Here is an 18,644-nt window from a genome sequence, read left to right as displayed (position 1 = left end):
ACCACCGTATGGCGGCTTTGAACAGCTAGTCAAACCACTGAAAAATAAGGAGTTTTGCATGAACCTTCGTCCTCTGCACGATCGCGTAATCGTGAAGCGTCTCGACCAGGAGACCAAGACTGCATCCGGCCTGATCATCCCTGATGCGGCCGCCGAGAAGCCGGACCAGGGCGAGATCCTGGCTGTCGGCAACGGCAAGGTGCAGGAAAATGGTCAGGTTCGTCCGCTGGAAGTGAAGGTCGGTGACCGCGTCCTGTTCGGCAAGTACTCGGGCCAGGCCGTCAAGGTCGATGGCCAGGAACTGCTGGTCATGCGCGAAGAAGACATCATGGCCGTCGTGGCCCAGTAATTGGTCAAACCCGCATTCCTCCTGTAATACACATTCACGAATTCATTCGGAGAACAAGAAATGGCAGCTAAAGAAGTAATTTTCGGCGACGCAGCGCGCGCCAAGATGGTTGAAGGCGTCAACATCCTCGCCAACGCAGTCAAGGTCACCCTGGGCCCGAAAGGCCGCAATGTGGTGCTGGAGCGCTCGTTCGGCGCCCCGACCGTCACCAAGGACGGCGTCTCGGTCGCGAAAGAGATCGAACTGAAGGACAAGCTGCAGAACATGGGCGCGCAGATGGTCAAGGAAGTCGCGTCGAAGACCAGCGACAACGCCGGTGACGGCACCACCACCGCGACCGTGCTGGCACAGGCGATCGTCCGCGAAGGCATGAAGTTCGTTGCCGCCGGCATGAACCCGATGGACCTGAAGCGCGGCATCGACAAGGCCGTCGCCGCCACCGTCGAAGAACTGAAGAAGATCGCCAAGCCGACCACCACCTCGAAAGAGATCGCCCAGGTCGGCGCCATCTCGGCCAACTCGGAAACCTCGATCGGCGAGCGCATCGCCGAGGCGATGGAAAAAGTCGGCAAGGAAGGCGTCATCACCGTCGAAGACGGCAAGTCGCTGAACGACGAGCTGGACATCGTGGAAGGCATGCAGTTCGACCGCGGCTACCTGTCGCCGTACTTCATCAACAACCCGGACAAGCAAGTCGCGGTTCACGAGAACCCGTTCATCCTGCTGTGCGACAAGAAGATCTCGAACATCCGTGACCTGCTGCCGGTGCTGGAGCAAGTCGCCAAGGCCGGCCGTCCGCTGGTGATCGTCGCCGAAGACATCGAAGGCGAAGCGCTGGCGACCCTGGTGGTCAACAACATCCGTGGCATCCTGAAGACCGTCGCCGTCAAGGCGCCTGGCTTCGGCGACCGCCGCAAGGCCATGCTGGAAGACATCGCCATCCTGACCGGCGGCCAGGTGATCGCCGAAGAAGTCGGCCTGACCCTGGAAAAGGTCACGCTGCAGGAACTGGGCCAGGCCAAGCGCGTCGAAGTGGGCAAGGAAAACACCATCATCATCGACGGCGCCGGCGCCGCTGAAGCGATCGAAGCACGCGTCAAGATGGTCCGCGTCCAGATCGAAGAAGCGACCTCGGACTACGACCGCGAAAAACTGCAAGAGCGCGTGGCCAAGCTGGCCGGCGGCGTTGCCGTGATCCGCGTCGGTGCAGCCACCGAAGTCGAGATGAAAGAGAAGAAGGCACGCGTGGAAGACGCGCTGCACGCTACCCGCGCTGCCGTGGAAGAAGGCATCGTCCCGGGCGGCGGCGTGGCCCTGCTGCGCGCACGTTCGAACATCGACATCAAGGGCGATAACCCTGACCAGGACGCAGGCATCAAGATCGTCCTGCGCGCCATGGAAGAGCCGCTGCGCATGATCGTCCAGAACGCCGGCGACGAGCCGTCGGTCGTGGTCGCCGCAGTCATCGCCGGCACCGGCAACTACGGCTACAACGCCGCCAACGGCACCTACGGCGACATGGTCGAAATGGGCGTGCTGGATCCGGCCAAGGTCACCCGCTCGGCACTGCAGAACGCAGCGTCGATCGCCGGCCTGATGCTGACCACCGACTGCATGGTCTCGGAAGTCACCGAAGACAAGCCGGCCGGCGGCATGGGCGGCATGGGCGGCATGGGTGGCATGGGCGGCATGGACGGCATGATGTAATCATCCGGCCCACCAGCCAGAAAGCCTGCAGGGTTCGCGCCTTGCAGGCTTTTTTACTTTAACGGGGTCAGGCCCCTGAGCACATCGCTTAGCGCGCCGCGGCCGCCCGCGCTCTTGCCGGCGCCACCGCGCGCGGGGCGGGCCGGTGCAGGAAGAATGCGGCCAGCGCGAGCGCGCATTCAAGCAGCACGGCTGGCCAGCTCAAGGGCACTGGCATGCCTTGCGCGGCGAGATCCGCTGCGAAGGCGGGCACGCCGAGCGCGGCCGCGGTCAGCATGGCGAGCGTGAGCGCGAGCGCACCGATCGACAGGCGCAGCAGCAGGACGAGGGAGCGGAAAGTATGGTCCATGATGGCTTCCTTGCGAGGTGGGTTGAGGAGTCCCTACTGTATCGCTGCAGGAATGCCTATAAAATAGGCGCTCATGAAACCATCGTATGCAAAACTGCAATCGAAGCTCGGCCTCCAGGACCTGGAAACCATCCTGGCCCTGCACCGCGGCCGCACCCTGGCCGGCGCCGCCGAGCGGCTGAAGGTGGATGCGTCCACCGTGTTCCGCGCCATCAAGCGCATCGAGGCCGATGTCGGCGAGCTGCTGTTCGACCGCGGCCGGCAAGGTTATACGGCGACGGAACTCGGGCGCGTGCTGGCCAGCCATGCCGAGCGGATCGAGACCCAGCTCGAGGAGGCGCGCGAAGCGGCCTTCCACCAGGCCACGGCGCCCTCCGGCGTGCTGCGCATTACCCTGACCGACACGCTGCTGCATACCGTGCTGCTGCCGGTTCTGGCGCGCTTTGCCGAGCGCTACCCGGACATCCGGCTCGAACTGGCCAGCACCAACGTGCTCGTCAACCTGAGCCAGCGCGAGGCCGACATCGCCATCCGCGCCACCAATGCGCCGCCCGAGCATCTGGTCGGCATCCGGCTGGGCACGATGCGTTCGGCCGTGTATGGGGGCATTGGCTACCTGGCGGGGCAGCCGCAAGGCAGGCACTACAGCGAGATGGACTGGATCGCGCTGGACGACAGCCTGCCCGACCATCCGTCCCAGCACTGGCGCCGCGCGCGCCATCCCCAGGCCGTGCCGCGCCACAAGGTCGGCAACCTGCTGGCGGTTGCCGGCGCCGTCGTCAACGGATTGGGCGTCGGCGTCGTGCCGCTGGCGGTGATGCGCAATCATCCCCAGGTCACCATGCTGGACGGGCCGCTGCCGGAACTGGACATCGGCCTGTGGCTGCTGGCCCATCCCGATACCCGCTACCTGGGACGGATGAAGGCCATGTTCGATTTCCTCCGCACGGCCGTCGCATTGCCTGCATCCTGAACTATCGCAGGATGTCGGTCGCCAGATGCCCTTCCGGCAATCCGTCGACCAGGAACACCACGCTCGCCGCGTTCCTCGTCCGCAGCGGCAGGATCTCCTGGTAGGCAGGCGAGGCATACCACCGGCGGGCATGTTCGATGTCGGGAAACTCGATCACCACCACGTCCGCCGGCAGGCTGCCTTCCAGTACCTCGGGCGCTTGGCCATGCAGCAGGAACCGGCCCCGATACGGCTTCATCGTCTCGTCGATCCGTTCGAGGTAACTGACGATGTCCGGGCCAAACACCACGTCCTTCAGCAGACCGACGGCATACGCATTCATGTTCTTCTCCTGTCCGGGTTTCGTGGAGTGAACTATCCGCTCCGCCGCGGCGCCTGGCGATTACCTGCCAGGTAATCATGGCTCCCCTTTTATCGCTGGCGCATAGACTGCACCGTCCTGCGCATGCATATATTGACAAGGCGGCGCCCCGGATCTACTGTACTACGTGTAATAGTACAGTTAGGAGCCACCATGAGCCGCCGAACACCCTTGATGCTGAACATCGCCACCGGCGACACCCGCCCGATCAACCGCCAGATCGTCGACGGCGTGCGCCGCCTGATCGCCAGCGGCGAGCTGCCGGTCGGCGCCGCGCTGCCCAGCGTGCGCGGCCTGGCCCAGCAGCTGTCGATCAACCCCAACACCGTGGCCAAGGCCTACGGCGAACTGGCCGCCGAAGGCTGGGTGGAGTCGCGCGCGGGCCTCGGCCTGTTCGTGCTGCCGCCGCGCCAGCTGCTGTCGGACGCCGAGCGCGAACGCCGCCTGGGCGAGGCGGTCGACCGCTTCACCGGCGACGTCATCGGCCTCGGCTACAGCGATACCGACATCCTCGACCGCGTCGCCGGCGAACTGGCTGCCTGCCTGCCGCGCAAGGTCGCATAACAGAGAAAAAACATGAACGACCTCGTCATCCGCACCGACAATCTGTGCCTGTCCTACAAGGGCAAGCAGGCCCTCGACAAGCTCAGCCTGCACCTGCCGCGCGGCGGCGTGCACGCCATCGTCGGCGCCAACGGCGCCGGCAAGTCGACCCTGTTCCGCGTACTGCTCGGCTTTGCCTGCGCCGACAGTGGCTCGGCCGCCGTGCTGGGCTGCGACAGCCGCACCCTCACCCCGGCCCTGCGCGCGCGCATCGGCTTCGTCAACGAAGAGCACACCCTGCCCGCCTGGATGCGGGTGCAGGAACTGGCGCACATGCAGCGGCGCCTGTACCCGCTGTGGAACCAGGAGCGCTATCGCCAGGTCCTGGCCAACTTCAACGTGGCCGACCGCCAGCGGATCAGCGAGCTCTCGCGCGGCGAGCGCGCCGGCGTGAGCCTGGCCCTCGCCCTGGCGCAGGGACCAGAGCTGCTGATCCTCGACGAGCCCACGCTCGGCCTGGACGTGGTGGCCAAGCGCGCCTTCCTCGACGCCCTGTTGCAGACCAGCCTGGACGACGGCGCCACGGTCGTCTACTGCTCGCACCAGATGGAAGAGATCGAGCGCGTCGCCGACAACCTCGTCATCCTCGAGCGCGGCGTGCTGCGCCACATGTCGGCGCCGGGCGACTTCTGCGAGCGGGTCAGCCTGTGGATCGCCGACTTCCCGTTCCGCCAGCCGGAAGCAGCCCATTTACCCGGCGTGCTCGAGATGCGCGTCATCGACGGCCTGACCCACCTGGTGGTGTTCGACGGCGGCATCGATTTCGGCCACCGCCTGCGCCTGATGGGCGCGCGCACCGCGCAGCAGATGCCGGTGAGCCTCGACCGCGCCGTCAACGGCTTCCTCACGCGCGGCCATGCCGGCGCCAACCACCTGTCCGCAGCAGCCTGAAAGTCCCACATGAAAGAACTCTTCCTGAGCGAGTGCCGGCGCTTCCGCACCCTGTCCCTGGTCGCAGCGGCCGTGCTGCTGGTGTTGCTGCAGCTGGCCATCCGCATGGCCGACCCGCTGCAGCAGCGCTGGCAGGTACAGATGATCATGTTCCTGGCCATCGCCGCCATGGGGCTTGCCTTTGCCGTGGTCCAGTTCAACGGCTACCGCCAGCCCAGCCGCTGGCTGTGGCTGATGCACCGCCCATTGGCCCGTGGCCGCATCTTCGGCGCGCTGGCCCTGGCTTCGCTGGTCCTCCTGGGCGTCGCCGTCGGGCTCCCGGCCCTGCTGGCGGTGGCCGGCACCGACTACTTCACCGGCGACACCATCGACACGCGCCACTACCTGATCCCGCTGCACCTGCTGCTGGCAAGCTACACCGCCTGGCTGGCCGGCTGCTACCTGGTGCTGTGCGGCCGCCGCAGCGCCTTCGTGGTGCTGTTCGTGCCAAGCGTGCTGGTCCTGCACCTGGCCTCCGGCGCCGCACTGCTGGCGCCGGCCGCGATCGGCCTGGCATTGATGGCGGCGCTGGCCTACACCGCCTTCCGGCCGGACCGCACCGGGCCGCCGGCCGGTGCGAGCGCACACCTGGCAACCGCCGTCCCGCTGGTGCTCGGCTTCTACCTGCTCATGCTGTGGGGCGGCTCGACCATGTTCCAGGTCGGCCAGATGCTGCTGGGCGTGAATCCGCTCAACAGCAAGGTGGCGCCCTCCGGCGGCTACAGGGAACTGGTGCGCTCCCCCGGCGGCGACAACCTGCAGCGCGCCCTGGCGCTTTCCAGCGACCCGCGCGCCGCGCATTGGCGCCGCCAGCTGGCGCTGCTCGAAGTGGGCAAGATCGAACCCCAGGGGCGCGAGCACCCGGTGCGCGGCGCGATCGCCAACCTCGATGCAACGCAATGGCGCGACGGGAAGCGCAACATCGCGTGGACCTTCAACCACGACCGCATGCTGTACGAAGGACGCGATATGCATACCGATGCGCCGCGCGGCTGGTTCGGCATGGGCGGAGCGGGCGACCTGCGCCCCTTCGATTCGCCGCCGCTCATCGTGATGAAATCCTTCATGACGCAGCAGCGGCTGTTCGGGATCGACTCCGAGTCCGGCCGCGCCCCCACGCTGTTGACGGTGAGCGGCACCGAGAAAATGACCGGCGGCGTGCAGGAAGTCGGCCGCCAGCCCTTCGTGCTGACCAACCAGCGCCTGATTTCCTTCCGCCGCCAGGCTAGTGCGCAGGCGCCGCTGGAAGAAGCCTGGAGCGTGCCCCTGCCCGGCCCCTTCGGGGACCTCAACCGGGTCGACGTCGCCCGCCTGCTCGACGGCACCCTGCTCTCCTTTAACTTCGGCCGCCGCATGGTGAACGGCGAGACCGGCTCGCGCCAGCAGGTGCTGTTCGTCGATGCCGCCGGCCACGCGACGCCGGTTGCATCGCGCCTCGTCGAGCACGACTTCCCGCTGCTGTTCGAGCACAAGGACTGGTGGCTGTCGCCGGTGGCGAACGCGGTGATGACGCTGCCTGAACGCCTGCTCGACAGGGGCCTGATCGAGGATGCGCCCGGAACGCCGGTCGGGGCACGCCCGCCGGCCGTGGTCGCGGCGGCACTCGTCGCGGCCCTGCTGTCCGCCACACTGGCGGCATGGCGCCTGCGGGAACAGCCCATCCGCTACCGGCTGGCCTGGACCGTGGCCGCCCTGGTGCTGGGGCCACCTTGCGCAGCCGCCCTGTGGGTGCTGGCGCCGCGCGCCAACCTTGCAAGCACTGCTGCCGTCGAAACACAAGGCGCGCCCATTCCCGCCGCCGCCTGAAAGGAACCGATCATGCGACACCCTGTCTGCGCCACGCCGGCGCAGGCCGGCGCGCGCCTGTGCGCTGCGCTGCTGGCCCTCATGTGCACCCTCTCGTGCGCGCAGGCCGCGCCCTTATCGAGCGAGCTGGCGCGCAATGCCGCGCTGCCGCGCGCGCCGCTGCTCGACCCCGGCCTGTTCGACCGCCCCGAGCGCCTGCGCGAGGTGCGCCTTGCGCCCGACGGCGCCCACCTGGCCTGGGTTGAGGACACCGACGGCAAGCCCGCACTGTACGTAAAACCGCTGGCAGGCGGCGCAGCCCGTTCCCTGGTCGCGCTCGAGCCGGGCGACCGGGTCCACTGGTCGCGCGACGGCACGGTGCTGTTCCTGGCGCAGGAAAGCGGCGTGGCGGCGATCGGCGTGCGCGACGGCGCGGGCGGCCTGATCGCGATGTTCGGCAGAGACGGCAAGGACGGCAACGCACGTTTTGCAGGCATCGACCGCGCCATGCCGCGCCATGCCCTGGTCGAAGAAAACGACCCGATCAAGCGCACGACGCGCCTGGTGCGCATCGGCGCCGACGGCGCGCGCAGCATCCTGTACGACGGCCGCGGCACCGTCAACGCCCAGCTTTCCGCGCCTGGCGGCGTGCCCGCCATCCTGCGCCGCCAGGAAGCGGACTTCGCGCAGCTGATCCTGCAGCGCCGCGGGAAGGAGTGGATCGAAGCCACCCGTTGCGCGCCGTTGCGCACCTGTGTTCCGCTGGCGCTGTCGCCCGACGGCAGCCGGCTGTTCCTGCGCACCCTGCATGCCGGCGACCGCGAAGCGCTGGTCGAGGTGCAGCTGGCCAGCGGCGCGCGGCGCCTGGTCCACACCGATCCGGCGGGCCTGGCGGACCTGGTCGACGTGACCCTGTCGCCGCGCGACGGGCAACCGATGCTGGCCACTTACCAGTTGCCGGAGCTGCGCCTGGTCGGACTGGATGCCGAGGGCAGGCGCATCGCAGCCGGCATCGCGCGGCGCTTCCCGGCGGGCGGCGTCGCGGTCGAGTCCTGCGCCGCGAACGCCTGCCTGCTGGCCGAACGCAACGCACGCATGGCGCGTGCACGCTACTGGATCCTGGACCTGCAGCGCCAGGCTTTCCGTCCCGTGCTCGACGAGGTGCGCGCGAAAGGCGGCATGCCGCCCGACACCCAGCTGGCGCAGCGGATCGCGCTGCGCTACCCGGCCTCGGACGGCGTCAAGGTGCACGGCTACCTGACCCTGCCGCCCGGCCTGCCGGCGCGCTCGCTGCCGCTGGTCACTCTCGTGCATGGCGGCCCCTGGGGCCATGTCACGGGCGGCTACAGCCCGAGCGCGCAGCTGCTGGCCAACCGGGGCTTTGCGGTGTTCGAGCCGAACTTCCGCGGCTCGACCGGCTACGGCGTGCGCTACACGCTGGCGCCAGGCGCCGGCTACGGCAACGGCCGCGTGCAGGCCGACATCATCGACGGCGTGCGCTGGCTGCTGGCGCAGGGCGTGGGCGACCCGCAGCGGCTCGGCATCGCGGGCGGCTCGTTCGGCGGCTACGCCACCCTGCTGGCGCTGACCCATACGCCCGCCATGTTCCGCTTCGGGATGGCGACCCAGCCGCCCACCGACTTCGCACGTGTGCTGCGCCAGGGAGCGGCCGAGCCGGCGCGGCCGGGCCAGCCGCCGCTGCGCCAGGTGCTGGCCGCGGTGGGGATCGATCCGGCCAACCCGGCGCAAATCGACCCGATCGCCGCCGCGGCCCCGCACCGGCTGGCCAGCCGCGTGCGTGCGCCGCTGTTGCTGGTGGCCGGCGCGAAGGACGACAAGGTCGAGGTGGAAGCGGTTGCCGACTACGCGGCGCGCCTGCAGGAACTGGGCAAGCCGGTCAGCCTGCTGGTCGATCCGGACAAGGGACACAACGCGCGCAACCCGGTGGCGCGCGAGGCGCAGATGCACCTGCTGCTGCGGATGCTGCACCGCCACCTCGGCGGCCCGCCGGCCCCTGCGCCTTCTCCCGCGGTCGCCAGCTACCTCGCCCGCACGCTGCGCGCCAACGGCGCCCTGGGGGAGTGATTTGTTGCTGACAAAATACACAGGGTGTAGACTTCCCGCTCCATCCTGTGAGACACCCCATGTCGAGACGCGCTGCAATCCATCCTTCCCTGCCCCTGCTGGCCGCCCTTGCCATCGCGCTGGCGGCCGCCGGCTGCAAGCGTGCCGAGCGCGAGGAAGTGAAGCCGCCCCCGGCGCCCGCGGTCGTCAAGGAAGCGCCGGCGCGCACCCGCGAACAGGCCATGGAAGCCCTGCTCGCGGTGCCGGAACTGAAGGCCTGGTCCGCGCAGATCGAAAAGCGCTCGAAGGGCAAGGCGCATGGCGCGGTGATCGAGGACGACCCGGCGCCGCGCGAGATCAACGGCAGGAAGTACTACCAGCTCAGCTTCGTTGAGAACCGCGCCAACGACGTGCGCCGCCGCGAAAACTTCCTCGTGTCCCAGCAGGGCGACGAGATCCTGGTGGAGGATGCCGAGACCGATACCGTCCTCAGCCTGCAGGAATGGCGCCGCAACATCGAGCGCGTCGAACTCAAGAGCGCGGACTGAAGGCCGGCAGGCGCAGCAGCTCCACCCGCCGCAGCGAGCCGCTCGACATGTACCAGTCATTGACCACCAGCTCCAGCCCATCCACGCGCATGCTGCCGAGCGGCGCATGGCGCAGCTCCTCGAGCAGCGCCGCGAAGCGCGCCGGCTGCAGCAAGGGCGCGGCAAAGCGCAGCAGCGTCGCATGCGCGGTCACCAGCCGGTAGCGCTGGTCCAGCGAGGCATCCAGGCCGCGCGCCCGCAACTGGATGCGCAGGCGCTCGCGCAGGGTCTCGAGCGCCGGGCCGCGCGGATAACCGCAGGCCATGACGGCGCCGCGCGATAGCGTGATGCCGGCGAATTCGATCTCGAATGCCTCCATGCCTTTCAGCGCGGCGTGCACCGCGGCGCGATAGGCGTCCAGCCGCGCCAGCTGGGCGCCCGGTTCTTCGGTGACGGTGAACAGGGACAGGACGGTGAGGTGCATGTCGGCCGGCGGATGGCGGTACTGCCCCGGCTCGGCCTGTGCCAGGCGCTCGAGCAGCGCATCGAAGCGCGCCCCGAGCGCCGCACCGGGACGCGCGACCAGGGTCAGGCCGCGGCGCGCGTCTGGCCCGGCCAGCACCCGTTCGTCGCGTTCGATGTCGCCGGCGGCGATCGCGCCATGGGCGCGCGTCCACATGGCGTCGTACCAGGCGTGCAGATCGGGCAAACGGGAATCGTCTTTCATTCCCCTATTCTCGCTCAAACCCGAAGAACGCGGCCGGTTCAGCTGTCCAGGTGCGAGATCAGGAGCCTGCGCGGATCATCGCCCTGCGCTTCACCGTGCTGGCCGTCCACCGAAATGCCCACCGCGAGGATGTCGATCAGCAGCAGCTGCAGGATGCGCGAGATCATCGACAGGAAGCTGGTGCTGTCCTCGGCATGGTCCACCGCCAGGCACACCGTCGCCTTGCGCGCCAGCGGCGACTGGCTGTTGCTGATGGCGATCACGTCGGCGCCAGCGGCGCGGGCGGTGTCCACCGCGCCCAGGAGCTCGGCGATGCTGCCCGAATTCGATACCGCGATGACGACGTCGCCCGGCTGCAGCAGCTCGGCCGCGAGCTGGAACAGGTGTGAGTCGCCGTACAGCGAGGTCGGGATGCGGAAGCGGAAGAACTTGTGCTGCCCGTCCAGCGCCACCGCGCGCGAATTCCCCATCGCGAAGAACTCGACGCGGCGCGCCCGGCTCACCAGTTCGATGGCGCGGTCGAGTGCGCGTACGTCCAGCTGGTCGCGGAAGCGCAGGATCGCCGACACCGTGTTGTCGATCACCTTGGCCGACAGGTCGTGGGTGCTGTCGCTGATGCGCACCTGGCTGTGGCGCACCGGGATCGAGCCGGTCAGGCTGCTCGCGAACTTGAGCTTGAAGTCGGCCAGGCCCTGGAAGCCGAGCGAGCGGCAGAAGCGGATCACGGTCGGCTGGCTCACGTCGGCCAGCCGGGCGATCTCGGCGATCGGCTCGTTCAGCACCAGGCGCGGCTGCTCGAGCACCAGGCTGGCGACCCGCTGCTCGGCCGGGCTCAGGCTGTGGCGCAGCTGCTGGACGCGTTCCATCAGGGTGTTGGCGCCGCTGCGCCCGCGCAGGTGCTCGGCCAGGATGGTCGCCACGCCGTGCAGGGCCGGGTGCGGCGTGGTGATGACGTAGGTCGGGATGTCGGCCAGGTAGCTGGAAAAGCGTCCCTTGGCTTCGAAGCGCGCGCGGAAGGGCGAGCCGGCGAACCATTCACCCATGCGCGGCACGATGCCGCCGCCGATGAAGATGCCGCCGAAGGCGCCCAGCGTCACCGCCAGGTTGGCCGCGGCCGCGCCCAGCATGCCGCAGAAGCATTCCAGCACCTCCAGGCACAGCGGGTCCTGCTCGTCCAGCGCGCTGTTGACGATCTCGGCCGCCTTGCGCGCCGGGGCCGCGACGCCGTTGCGCGCGGCCAGCGCGCGGTGGATGATTTCCATGCCCGGCCCGGAGATCAAGCGCTCGTTCGAGACGTGCGGCCATTCCTTCCAGGCGGTCTGCAGGATGGCGAACTCGCGTTCGTCACCGGGAGCGAAATTGACGTGGCCGCCCTCGCTGCCGAGGGTGACGAAGCCGTCGGCGGTCGGGATCACGCCCGACACGCCCAGGCCGGTGCCCGGCCCCAGCACGCCGATCACGGCGTTCGGCGCCGGCGCGCCCTGCCCCACCTGCATCAGGTCGCCGTGGGTCAGGCCGGGAATCGCCATCGCCAGCGCGGTGAAGTCGTTGACGATCAGGAGCGTCGTCAGGCCCAGCTCGCGCCGCACCGCGTCGGTCGAGAACTGCCAGTCGCGGTTGGTCATGCGGACGAAATCGCCGCTGATCGGGTTGGCCACCGCCAGCGCTGCATGATGCAAACGCATGTCGGCGTGGTCTTTCAGGTAGTAGCGCAGCAGCGAAACGATGCCGTCGAAGTCCTCGCACAGCAGCACCCGCACGGCGGTGAACACGCCGGGCGCGGTCTGCAGCGCGAAGCGGGCGTGGGTCGCGCCGATGTCGGCCAGCAGGCGTGGTCCGTCGGCGAAGGCCGTGCGCGCCGATTTTTCCGCGAAGGTTCCAGCTTCCTGCTGGCTGCCCATTATTTGCCCGCGCCCGCTGCGATGCTGCCGAACCAGGCGCCGTAGGGCGGCAGGCTGACCTTGCCGCCGGCCGCCTGGCCCGGCAGGCCGTGCGTATCGAGCGGCTGCGCGGCGCTGCTGGCCGGCCAGTCGAAGCTCACTTCACGATCCGACAGGTTGAAGGCGGCCAGTACGCTGTCCATGCCGTCCCCATCATCCACCCAGCGGCGCAGGGCCAGCACCGGCTCGGGCGCATCGAAGAAGGCGATGTCGCCGCGGGTCAGCTGCGGCATCGTCTTGCGCCAGGCGATGAAGCGGCGCTGGAAGTTCAGCATCGAGTCCGGATCCTGGTCCTGCCGTTCGACGCTGCTTGCCAGGTGCGGTTCGGCCACCGGCAGCCAGGGCTTGCCGGCCGTGAAGCCGGCGTTCGGGGCCTCGCTCGTCCAGGGCATCGGGGTGCGGCAACCGTCGCGGCCCTTGAACTCCGGCCAGAAGGTGATGCCGTACGGGTCCTGCAGCAGTTCGAAGGGCACATCGGCTTCGGGCAGGGCCAGCTCGTCGCCCTGGTACAGGCAGGGCGTGCCCTTGAGCGAGAGCTGCATCGCCAGCACCAGCTTGGCCAACGCCGGACCGGCACTCTGGCCTGGCGCGCCGCCCCAGCGGGTGACGACGCGGATGGCGTCGTGGTTGCCGACCGACCAGGAGGCCCAGCCGTCCTTGACGCGTTCCTTGAAATCCTCGACCTGCTTGCGGATGTGGGCTGCGCTGAATTCCGGCGTGAGCAGGTTGAAGCTGTAGGCCATGTGCAGCTTGTCGCCGCCTTCGGTGTACTCGGCCATCTGGGCCAGCGCGTCGTCCGAGCTGACCTCGCCGATCGACACCGCGCCGAACTCGTTCAGCTGGGCGCGCACGCGCTGCAGGAAAGCGATGTTCTCCGGCTGGGTCTTGTCGTAGACGTGGGCCTGCATGCCGTAGGGGTTCACGTCGGTGACGGTCGAGGTGTCGCGCACCAGGGCCGGCGGGTTGCTGCGCAGCTCGCGGTCGTGGAAGTGGAACACGCAGGCATCCATGCGCACGCCGTCCACGCCGCGCTCGAGCCAGAAGCGCTGCGCGTCCAGGTGGGCCTGCTGCACTTCCGGGTTGTGGAAGTTCAGCTGCGGCTGGCTGACCAGGAAGTTGTGCATGTAGTACTGCTTGCGGCGGGTATCCCACTGCCAGGCCGAGCCGCCGAACACCGACAGCCAGTTGTTCGGCGGGCAGCCGTCCGGGAGCGGGTCGGCCCACACGTACCAGTCCGACTTCGGGTTGTCGCGGCTCTTGCGGCTCTCGACGAACCAGGGGTGGGTGTCGGCGGTGTGCGACATCACCTGGTCGATCATGATCTTCAGGCCCAGGCTGTGCGCCTTGGCGATCAGCTTGTCGAAGTCGGCCAGGGTGCCGAACAGCGGGTCGACGTCGCAGTAGTCGGCGATGTCGTAGCCGAAGTCCTTCATTGGTGAGGTGAAGAAGGGCGACAGCCAGACGATGTCCACGCCCAGGCTCGCGATGTAGTCGAGCTTGTCGGTGATGCCGGCCAGGTCGCCCACGCCGTCGCCGTTGGTGTCGAGGTAGCTGCGCGGATAGACCTGGTAGATGATGGCTTCTTTCCACCAGTTCGGGTTGGTCGTCGTCGAGATCTGGGTCATGGCTGGCTCGTCAGGATGATCGGAATTCTAGGCAATATACAGGATCAGATAGAACTTTACAATTGGCCAACTGGTCTTACACAAGAGTCATATTCCTTTAAATTCAATAACTTATGGAAAAACGTCGTTTCGACGCATCGATATCAAAGTAGCTAAACTACGCGTCATTTGTATCTGCAATGTTTCACAACCATATTTTTATTGCAAAGTAACTCAGCCTCGGCATAGGATCGCGTCTGTTGCGATTTTCCGAGGAAGCCATGACGTCTCCAGCCACCGAAGCAAAAAGCGAAGTAAAGAGCACCGGGCGCATGCCGCGGCAGATCCCCTACATCATCGCCAACGAGGGCTGCGAGCGCTTCAGCTTCTATGGGATGCGCAACATCCTGACGCCCTTCCTGATCTCGACGCTGCTGCTGTTCGTGGCCGAAGAACATCGCGCCGGCGAAGCCAAGCACGTGTTCCACACCTTCATGATGGGTGTGTACTTCTTCCCGCTGCTGGGCGGCTGGCTGGCCGACCGCTACTTCGGCAAGTACAACACCATCTTCTGGTTCAGCCTGATCTATTGCGCCGGCCACGCCTGCCTGGCCATCTTCGAGCACAGTGTCAACGGCTTCTATTTCGGCCTGTTCCTGATCGCCTTCGGCTCGGGCGGCATCAAGCCGCTGGTCGCGTCCTTCGTGGGCGACCAGTTCGACAAGACCAACAAGGACAAGGCGAAGGTGGTGTTCGACGCCTTCTACTGGATCATCAACTTCGGCTCCTTCTTCGCCTCGCTGCTGATGCCGATCCTGCTGGTCGACTACGGTCCGTCGATCGCCTTCGGCGTGCCGGGCATCCTGATGTTCATCGCCACCATGGTGCTGTGGAGCGGCAAGAAGAAGTACGTGCACGTGCCGCCGGCACCTAGCGATCCGCATTCCTTCCTGCGCGTGGTGCGCACCGCCCTGCTGGCAAAGCAGCCGGGCGCCGGCCGTCCCGGCCTGTTCGTCGCCGGTCTCGGCATCGCAGGCGCCGTGGCCGCGATGGGGCTATGGTCAAGCATGGGTCCCGTGATCGCGCTCTGCCTGGCGCTGGTGGTCGTGATCGCCTTCGTCGGCACCGGGGCCTCGATGCAGCTCGACCGCGCGCGCGGCGTGCACCCGGATGCCGCCGTGGACGGCGTACGCGCCGTGCTGCGCATCCTGATCGTGTTCGCCCTGGTGACCCCGTTCTGGTCGCTGTTCGACCAGAAGGCCTCGACCTGGATCGTGCAGGCCAATACGATGTCCACCGAGGTCAGCCTGCTGGGCTGGACCTTCGAAGTCATCCCGGCCCAGATGCAGGCCCTGAACCCGCTGCTGGTGATGCTGCTCATCCCCTTCAACAACCTGGTGCTGTTCCCGCTGCTGAGCAAGATGGGCCTGCTGCCGACCGCCCTGCGCCGCATGACCGCCGGCATCGTCTTCTCGGCGCTGGCCTGGATCGTGGTCGGCAACCTGCAGGTGCAGCTCGATGCGGGCGATACGGTGTCGATCGCGTGGCAGATCCTGCCCTATGCCCTGCTGACCCTGGGCGAGGTGCTGGTCTCGGCCACCGGCCTCGAGTTCGCCTACAGCCAGGCCCCGGCTTCGATGAAAGGCGTGATCATGGCCCTGTGGTACCTCGCGGTCACCGTCGGCAACCTGTGGGTCCTGATCGTGAACGCAGGCGTGAAGAACGAGGCGGTCATCGCGCACATCGAGAACTCGGGCGTGGGCGTGATCGCCTTCCAGATGTATTTCTTCGCCGGCTTCGCCATGCTGGCGGCGCTGGCCTTCGGCCTGTACGCCAAGCGCTACAAGATGGTCGACCACTATCGCGCCTGACGCGATACCCCGCGGGCGGGCGCGGTTTCCCTGCGCCCGCCCTGTTCCACCTACTCCTTCGCCACGATGACCCGACTCCATTACGCCGCGTTCGCCGCGGCCGCCCTCGCCTCGTCCGCCCACGCCGCGGTTCCCCTCGCCACCTGCGACGATCCGTCGTTCCAGCAGGTCCTGCACGCATCGAGCGCCACGCTCGATGCTCGCGCCGTCTGGCTCGACCGGCGCCTGCTGACCTGGCCCGGCGCCGAAGCCGGCTCCAGCTTCCGCCTCTACCATTCGGCCAAGGCCGTGATCGTCGCCACACCCGGCGCCAAGGTGGCAGGCGCAGACGGCGCGCTCGCGCTCGAGGCCTCCACGGCCACGCTGCCGGTCCGCTTCAAGTGGGTCGGCGCCGGCCCGGTGCTGTCGGTGCGCACGCAAGACCTGGCGCGCCTGAAGGACCTGCACCGCGGCCAGCTGGTGCTGGTGCAGGAAGCCGCGGACGGCAAGGTGGTCGCGGCCACGCGCATCCAGGCCGCCGGCGCGCTCGACGACCTGTACGTGGCGGCGGGCAAGCTGCCCGACCTGGGCGCCACGCCGAAGAAGGGACGCACGGCTTTCCGCCTGTGGGCGCCGACCGCGCAGAGCGCCGCCGTCTGCACCTACGACAGCGGCAGCGGCAAGGCGACCGCCGTGCACGAGATGGCCTTCGATGCGCGCACCGGCGCCTGGAATGCCTACGTCGCGCGCGACCTTTCGGGCAGCTATTACCGCTATGCGGTGGACGTGGCCGTCGACGGCATGGGCCTGGTGCGCAACCTCGTCACCGACCCTTACTCCGTCAGCCTCACCACCGACTCGAAGCGCAGCTACGTCGCCGACCTGGGCGCGGCGAACCTCAAGCCGACAGGCTGGGACGCCACCCGCGCGCCGAACACGGTCAAGGCCCAGACCGACATGGTCATCTACGAGCTGCACGTACGCGATTTCTCGATCAACGACCCGAGCGTCCCGGCGGAAAAACGCGGCAAGTACACCGCTTTCGGCGAAGCGAATTCGAACGGCATGCGCCACCTGAAGGCGCTGGCCAGGGCCGGCCTGACCGACATCCACCTGCTGCCGGTGTATGACCTCGGCACGGTGCCGGAAAAGGACTGCGCCGTGCCCCAGCCGACAGGCAGCCCGGACGGCGAGAGCCAGCAGGCCCTCACCCGCAAGACCGCCGACACCGACTGCTTCAACTGGGGCTACGACCCCTACCACTACAACGCCCTGGAAGGCAGCTACGCCAGCGACCCGTCGGACGGCGCGCGCCGCATCCTCGAGTTCCGCCAGATGGTGATGGACCTGCACCGGGCCGGCCTGCGCGTCGGTACCGACGTGGTTTACAACCACACCTTCATCGCCGGCCAGAACGAGAAATCGGTGCTGGACCGCGTGGTGCCGGGCTACTACCACCGCCTGAATGCCGTCGGCGCCATCGAGCGTTCGACCTGCTGCGACAACACCGCCACCGAAAACATGATGATGGCCAGGCTGATGATCGACTCGGCCGAGCTGTGGACCCGCCACTACAAGATCGATTCCTTCCGCTTCGACCTGATGGGCCACCAGCCGCGCGCAGCGATGGAGCGCCTGCAACAGCGCGTGAACAAGGCCGCGGGGCGGCACGTGGAACTGATCGGCGAAGGCTGGAACTTCGGCGAGGTCGCCGACGGCGCCCGCTTCGTGCAGGCCTCGCAGCTGTCGCTGAACGGCTCCGGCATCGGCACCTTCAGCGACCGCGCGCGCGACGCCGTGCGCGGCGGCTCGGCCGGCGACTCGGGCGAGGCGATGGTGCGCCGCCAGGGCTATATCAACGGCCTGGTGGTCGACCGCAATGCCATGGGCGGCGAGCAGAAAGAGGTCGACCTGCTGCGCGCGGCCGACATGATCCGCGTCGGCCTGGCCGGCTCGGTGCGCCCGTTTGCGTTCCAGACTTTCGAAGGCAAGCTGCGCAAGCTGGAAGACATCGCCTACGGCAACCAGCCGGCCGGTTATGCGAGCCAGCCGGGCGAAGTGGTCAACTACGTCGAGAACCACGACAACCAGACGCTGTTCGACATCAACGTGCTGAAACTGCCGGTGGAGACCAGCCCGGCCGAGCGCGCTAGAGTGCAGGTGCTGGGCATGGCGATCAACGCCTTCAGCCAGGGCGTGGCCTACTATCACGCCGGCATCGACACGCTGCGCTCGAAATCGCTGGACAAGAACAGCTTCAATTCCGGCGACTGGTTCAACCGCATTGACTGGACCTACCAGGACAACTACTTCGGCACCGGCCTGCCGCAAAGCGACGACAACGGCAAGGACTGGCCGCTGCTCAAGCCTTTCCTGGCCAAGGCCGCTGCGATCAAGCCGGCTCCCGCCGATATCGCCTTTGCTCGCGACGCCTTCCGCGACCTGCTGGCGATCCGCGCCAGCTCGACGCTGTTCCGGCTACGCTCGACCGAGGATATCGTGCAGCGCCTGCGCTTCTTCAATACCGGACCGCAGCAAGAGGCGACCGTGCTGGCGGCCTGGATCGACGGCAAGGGCTACCCGGGCGCGAAGTTCGCCGGCCTGAGCTACCTGGTGAACGTGGACAAGGTGGCGCACACGGTGAGCGACGACGCCTTGCGCGGCAAGCGCCTCAAGCTGCACCCGGTGCATACGGCCGCCGGCGCCGCCGACAAGCGTGCCGCCCAGGCAAGCTTCGACAGCGCGAGCGGCAGCTTCACGGTGCCGCCGCGTACGGCGGTGGTGTTCGTCGTCGAGTAAGAACATTGGGACATCGGGAGGACTTAGTAACGTTGACAGATGAAACATAGCACCGGATACTGAGTCCTTTCCCTTT

The 18,644-nt window shown here is 67.7% G+C and carries 15 protein-coding genes; 10 read left to right on the top strand and 5 right to left on the bottom strand.

Annotation, left to right across the window (positions count from 1 at the left end; translation table 11 throughout):
- Positions 1-58 precede the first annotated feature (58 nt).
- Positions 59-349, top strand: coding sequence for a co-chaperone GroES (gene groES / locus YWC_RS0109540; protein WP_027865155.1), 291 nt, complete (start codon positions 59-61; stop codon positions 347-349).
- A gap of 60 nt (positions 350-409) precedes the next feature.
- On the top strand, positions 410-2,056 hold the full coding sequence (gene groL, locus YWC_RS0109535; protein WP_027865154.1) for a chaperonin GroEL: 1,647 nt from the start codon (positions 410-412) through the stop codon (positions 2,054-2,056).
- Positions 2,057-2,144: 88 nt separating this feature from the next.
- On the opposite strand, the gene YWC_RS28945 is transcribed toward groL, so the two are convergent.
- Positions 2,145-2,405, bottom strand: a complete 261-nt coding sequence (locus tag YWC_RS28945; RefSeq protein ID WP_036213913.1) for a hypothetical protein — start codon at positions 2,403-2,405, stop codon at positions 2,145-2,147.
- Between the two features lie 73 nt (positions 2,406-2,478).
- Between YWC_RS28945 and YWC_RS0109525 the strand changes: the two genes are divergently transcribed.
- Positions 2,479-3,378, top strand: a complete 900-nt coding sequence (locus tag YWC_RS0109525; RefSeq protein WP_027865153.1) for a LysR family transcriptional regulator — start codon at positions 2,479-2,481, stop codon at positions 3,376-3,378.
- Between the two features lies 1 nt (position 3,379).
- Here the strand turns inward: YWC_RS0109525 and YWC_RS0109520 are convergent, their stop codons facing one another.
- On the bottom strand, positions 3,380-3,700 hold the full coding sequence (locus YWC_RS0109520) for a DUF1330 domain-containing protein (protein ID WP_027865152.1): 321 nt from the start codon (positions 3,698-3,700) through the stop codon (positions 3,380-3,382).
- A gap of 192 nt (positions 3,701-3,892) precedes the next feature.
- Between YWC_RS0109520 and YWC_RS0109515 the strand changes: the two genes are divergently transcribed.
- From YWC_RS0109515 to YWC_RS0109495, 5 genes are read left to right on the top strand one after another with little or no spacing between them, the layout of a single operon-like run.
- Positions 3,893-4,303, top strand: coding sequence for a GntR family transcriptional regulator (locus YWC_RS0109515; RefSeq protein ID WP_084416372.1), 411 nt, complete (start codon positions 3,893-3,895; stop codon positions 4,301-4,303).
- Positions 4,304-4,315: 12 nt separating this feature from the next.
- A complete protein-coding gene (locus YWC_RS0109510; RefSeq protein ID WP_027865150.1) occupies positions 4,316-5,233 on the top strand; it encodes an ABC transporter ATP-binding protein in 918 nt (305 codons plus the stop codon).
- 9 nt (positions 5,234-5,242) lie between these two features.
- Positions 5,243-7,078, top strand: coding sequence for a hypothetical protein (locus YWC_RS0109505; protein ID WP_027865149.1), 1,836 nt, complete (start codon positions 5,243-5,245; stop codon positions 7,076-7,078).
- A 12-nt stretch (positions 7,079-7,090) separates the two neighbouring features.
- A complete protein-coding gene (locus YWC_RS0109500) occupies positions 7,091-9,142 on the top strand; it encodes a S9 family peptidase (protein WP_027865148.1) in 2,052 nt (683 codons plus the stop codon).
- A gap of 59 nt (positions 9,143-9,201) precedes the next feature.
- Positions 9,202-9,669, top strand: a complete 468-nt coding sequence (locus tag YWC_RS0109495) for a hypothetical protein (protein ID WP_027865147.1) — start codon at positions 9,202-9,204, stop codon at positions 9,667-9,669.
- On the opposite strand, the gene YWC_RS0109490 is transcribed toward YWC_RS0109495, so the two are convergent.
- From YWC_RS0109490 to YWC_RS0109480, 3 genes are read right to left on the bottom strand one after another with little or no spacing between them, the layout of a single operon-like run.
- A complete protein-coding gene (locus tag YWC_RS0109490) occupies positions 9,653-10,375 on the bottom strand; it encodes a 2'-5' RNA ligase family protein (protein WP_027865146.1) in 723 nt (240 codons plus the stop codon). The two genes, YWC_RS0109495 and YWC_RS0109490, sit on opposite strands and share 17 nt — an antisense overlap.
- A gap of 38 nt (positions 10,376-10,413) precedes the next feature.
- Positions 10,414-12,276, bottom strand: coding sequence for a glucokinase (locus YWC_RS0109485; RefSeq protein ID WP_027865145.1), 1,863 nt, complete (start codon positions 12,274-12,276; stop codon positions 10,414-10,416).
- Positions 12,276-13,940, bottom strand: a complete 1,665-nt coding sequence (locus tag YWC_RS0109480) for an alpha-glucosidase (RefSeq protein ID WP_027865144.1) — start codon at positions 13,938-13,940, stop codon at positions 12,276-12,278. The genes YWC_RS0109485 and YWC_RS0109480 overlap by 1 nt, the downstream gene beginning before the upstream one ends.
- Positions 13,941-14,251: 311 nt before the next feature.
- On the opposite strand from YWC_RS0109480, the gene YWC_RS0109475 reads away from it, so the two are divergent.
- Both YWC_RS0109475 and YWC_RS0109470 read left to right on the top strand, forming a co-directional pair.
- A complete protein-coding gene (locus YWC_RS0109475; RefSeq protein WP_027865143.1) occupies positions 14,252-15,790 on the top strand; it encodes a POT-type proton-dependent oligopeptide transporter in 1,539 nt (512 codons plus the stop codon).
- A 66-nt stretch (positions 15,791-15,856) separates the two neighbouring features.
- On the top strand, positions 15,857-18,568 hold the full coding sequence (locus tag YWC_RS0109470) for an alpha-1,6-glucosidase domain-containing protein (RefSeq protein ID WP_027865142.1): 2,712 nt from the start codon (positions 15,857-15,859) through the stop codon (positions 18,566-18,568).
- Positions 18,569-18,644: the final 76 nt, after the last annotated feature.

It is taken from the genome of Massilia alkalitolerans DSM 17462 (assembly GCF_000427785.1).
Lineage (GTDB): Bacteria > Pseudomonadota > Gammaproteobacteria > Burkholderiales > Burkholderiaceae_D > Telluria > Telluria alkalitolerans.
Note: the sequence above shows the minus strand (reverse complement) of the source record. Positions and strands in the feature narration are given on the sequence as shown.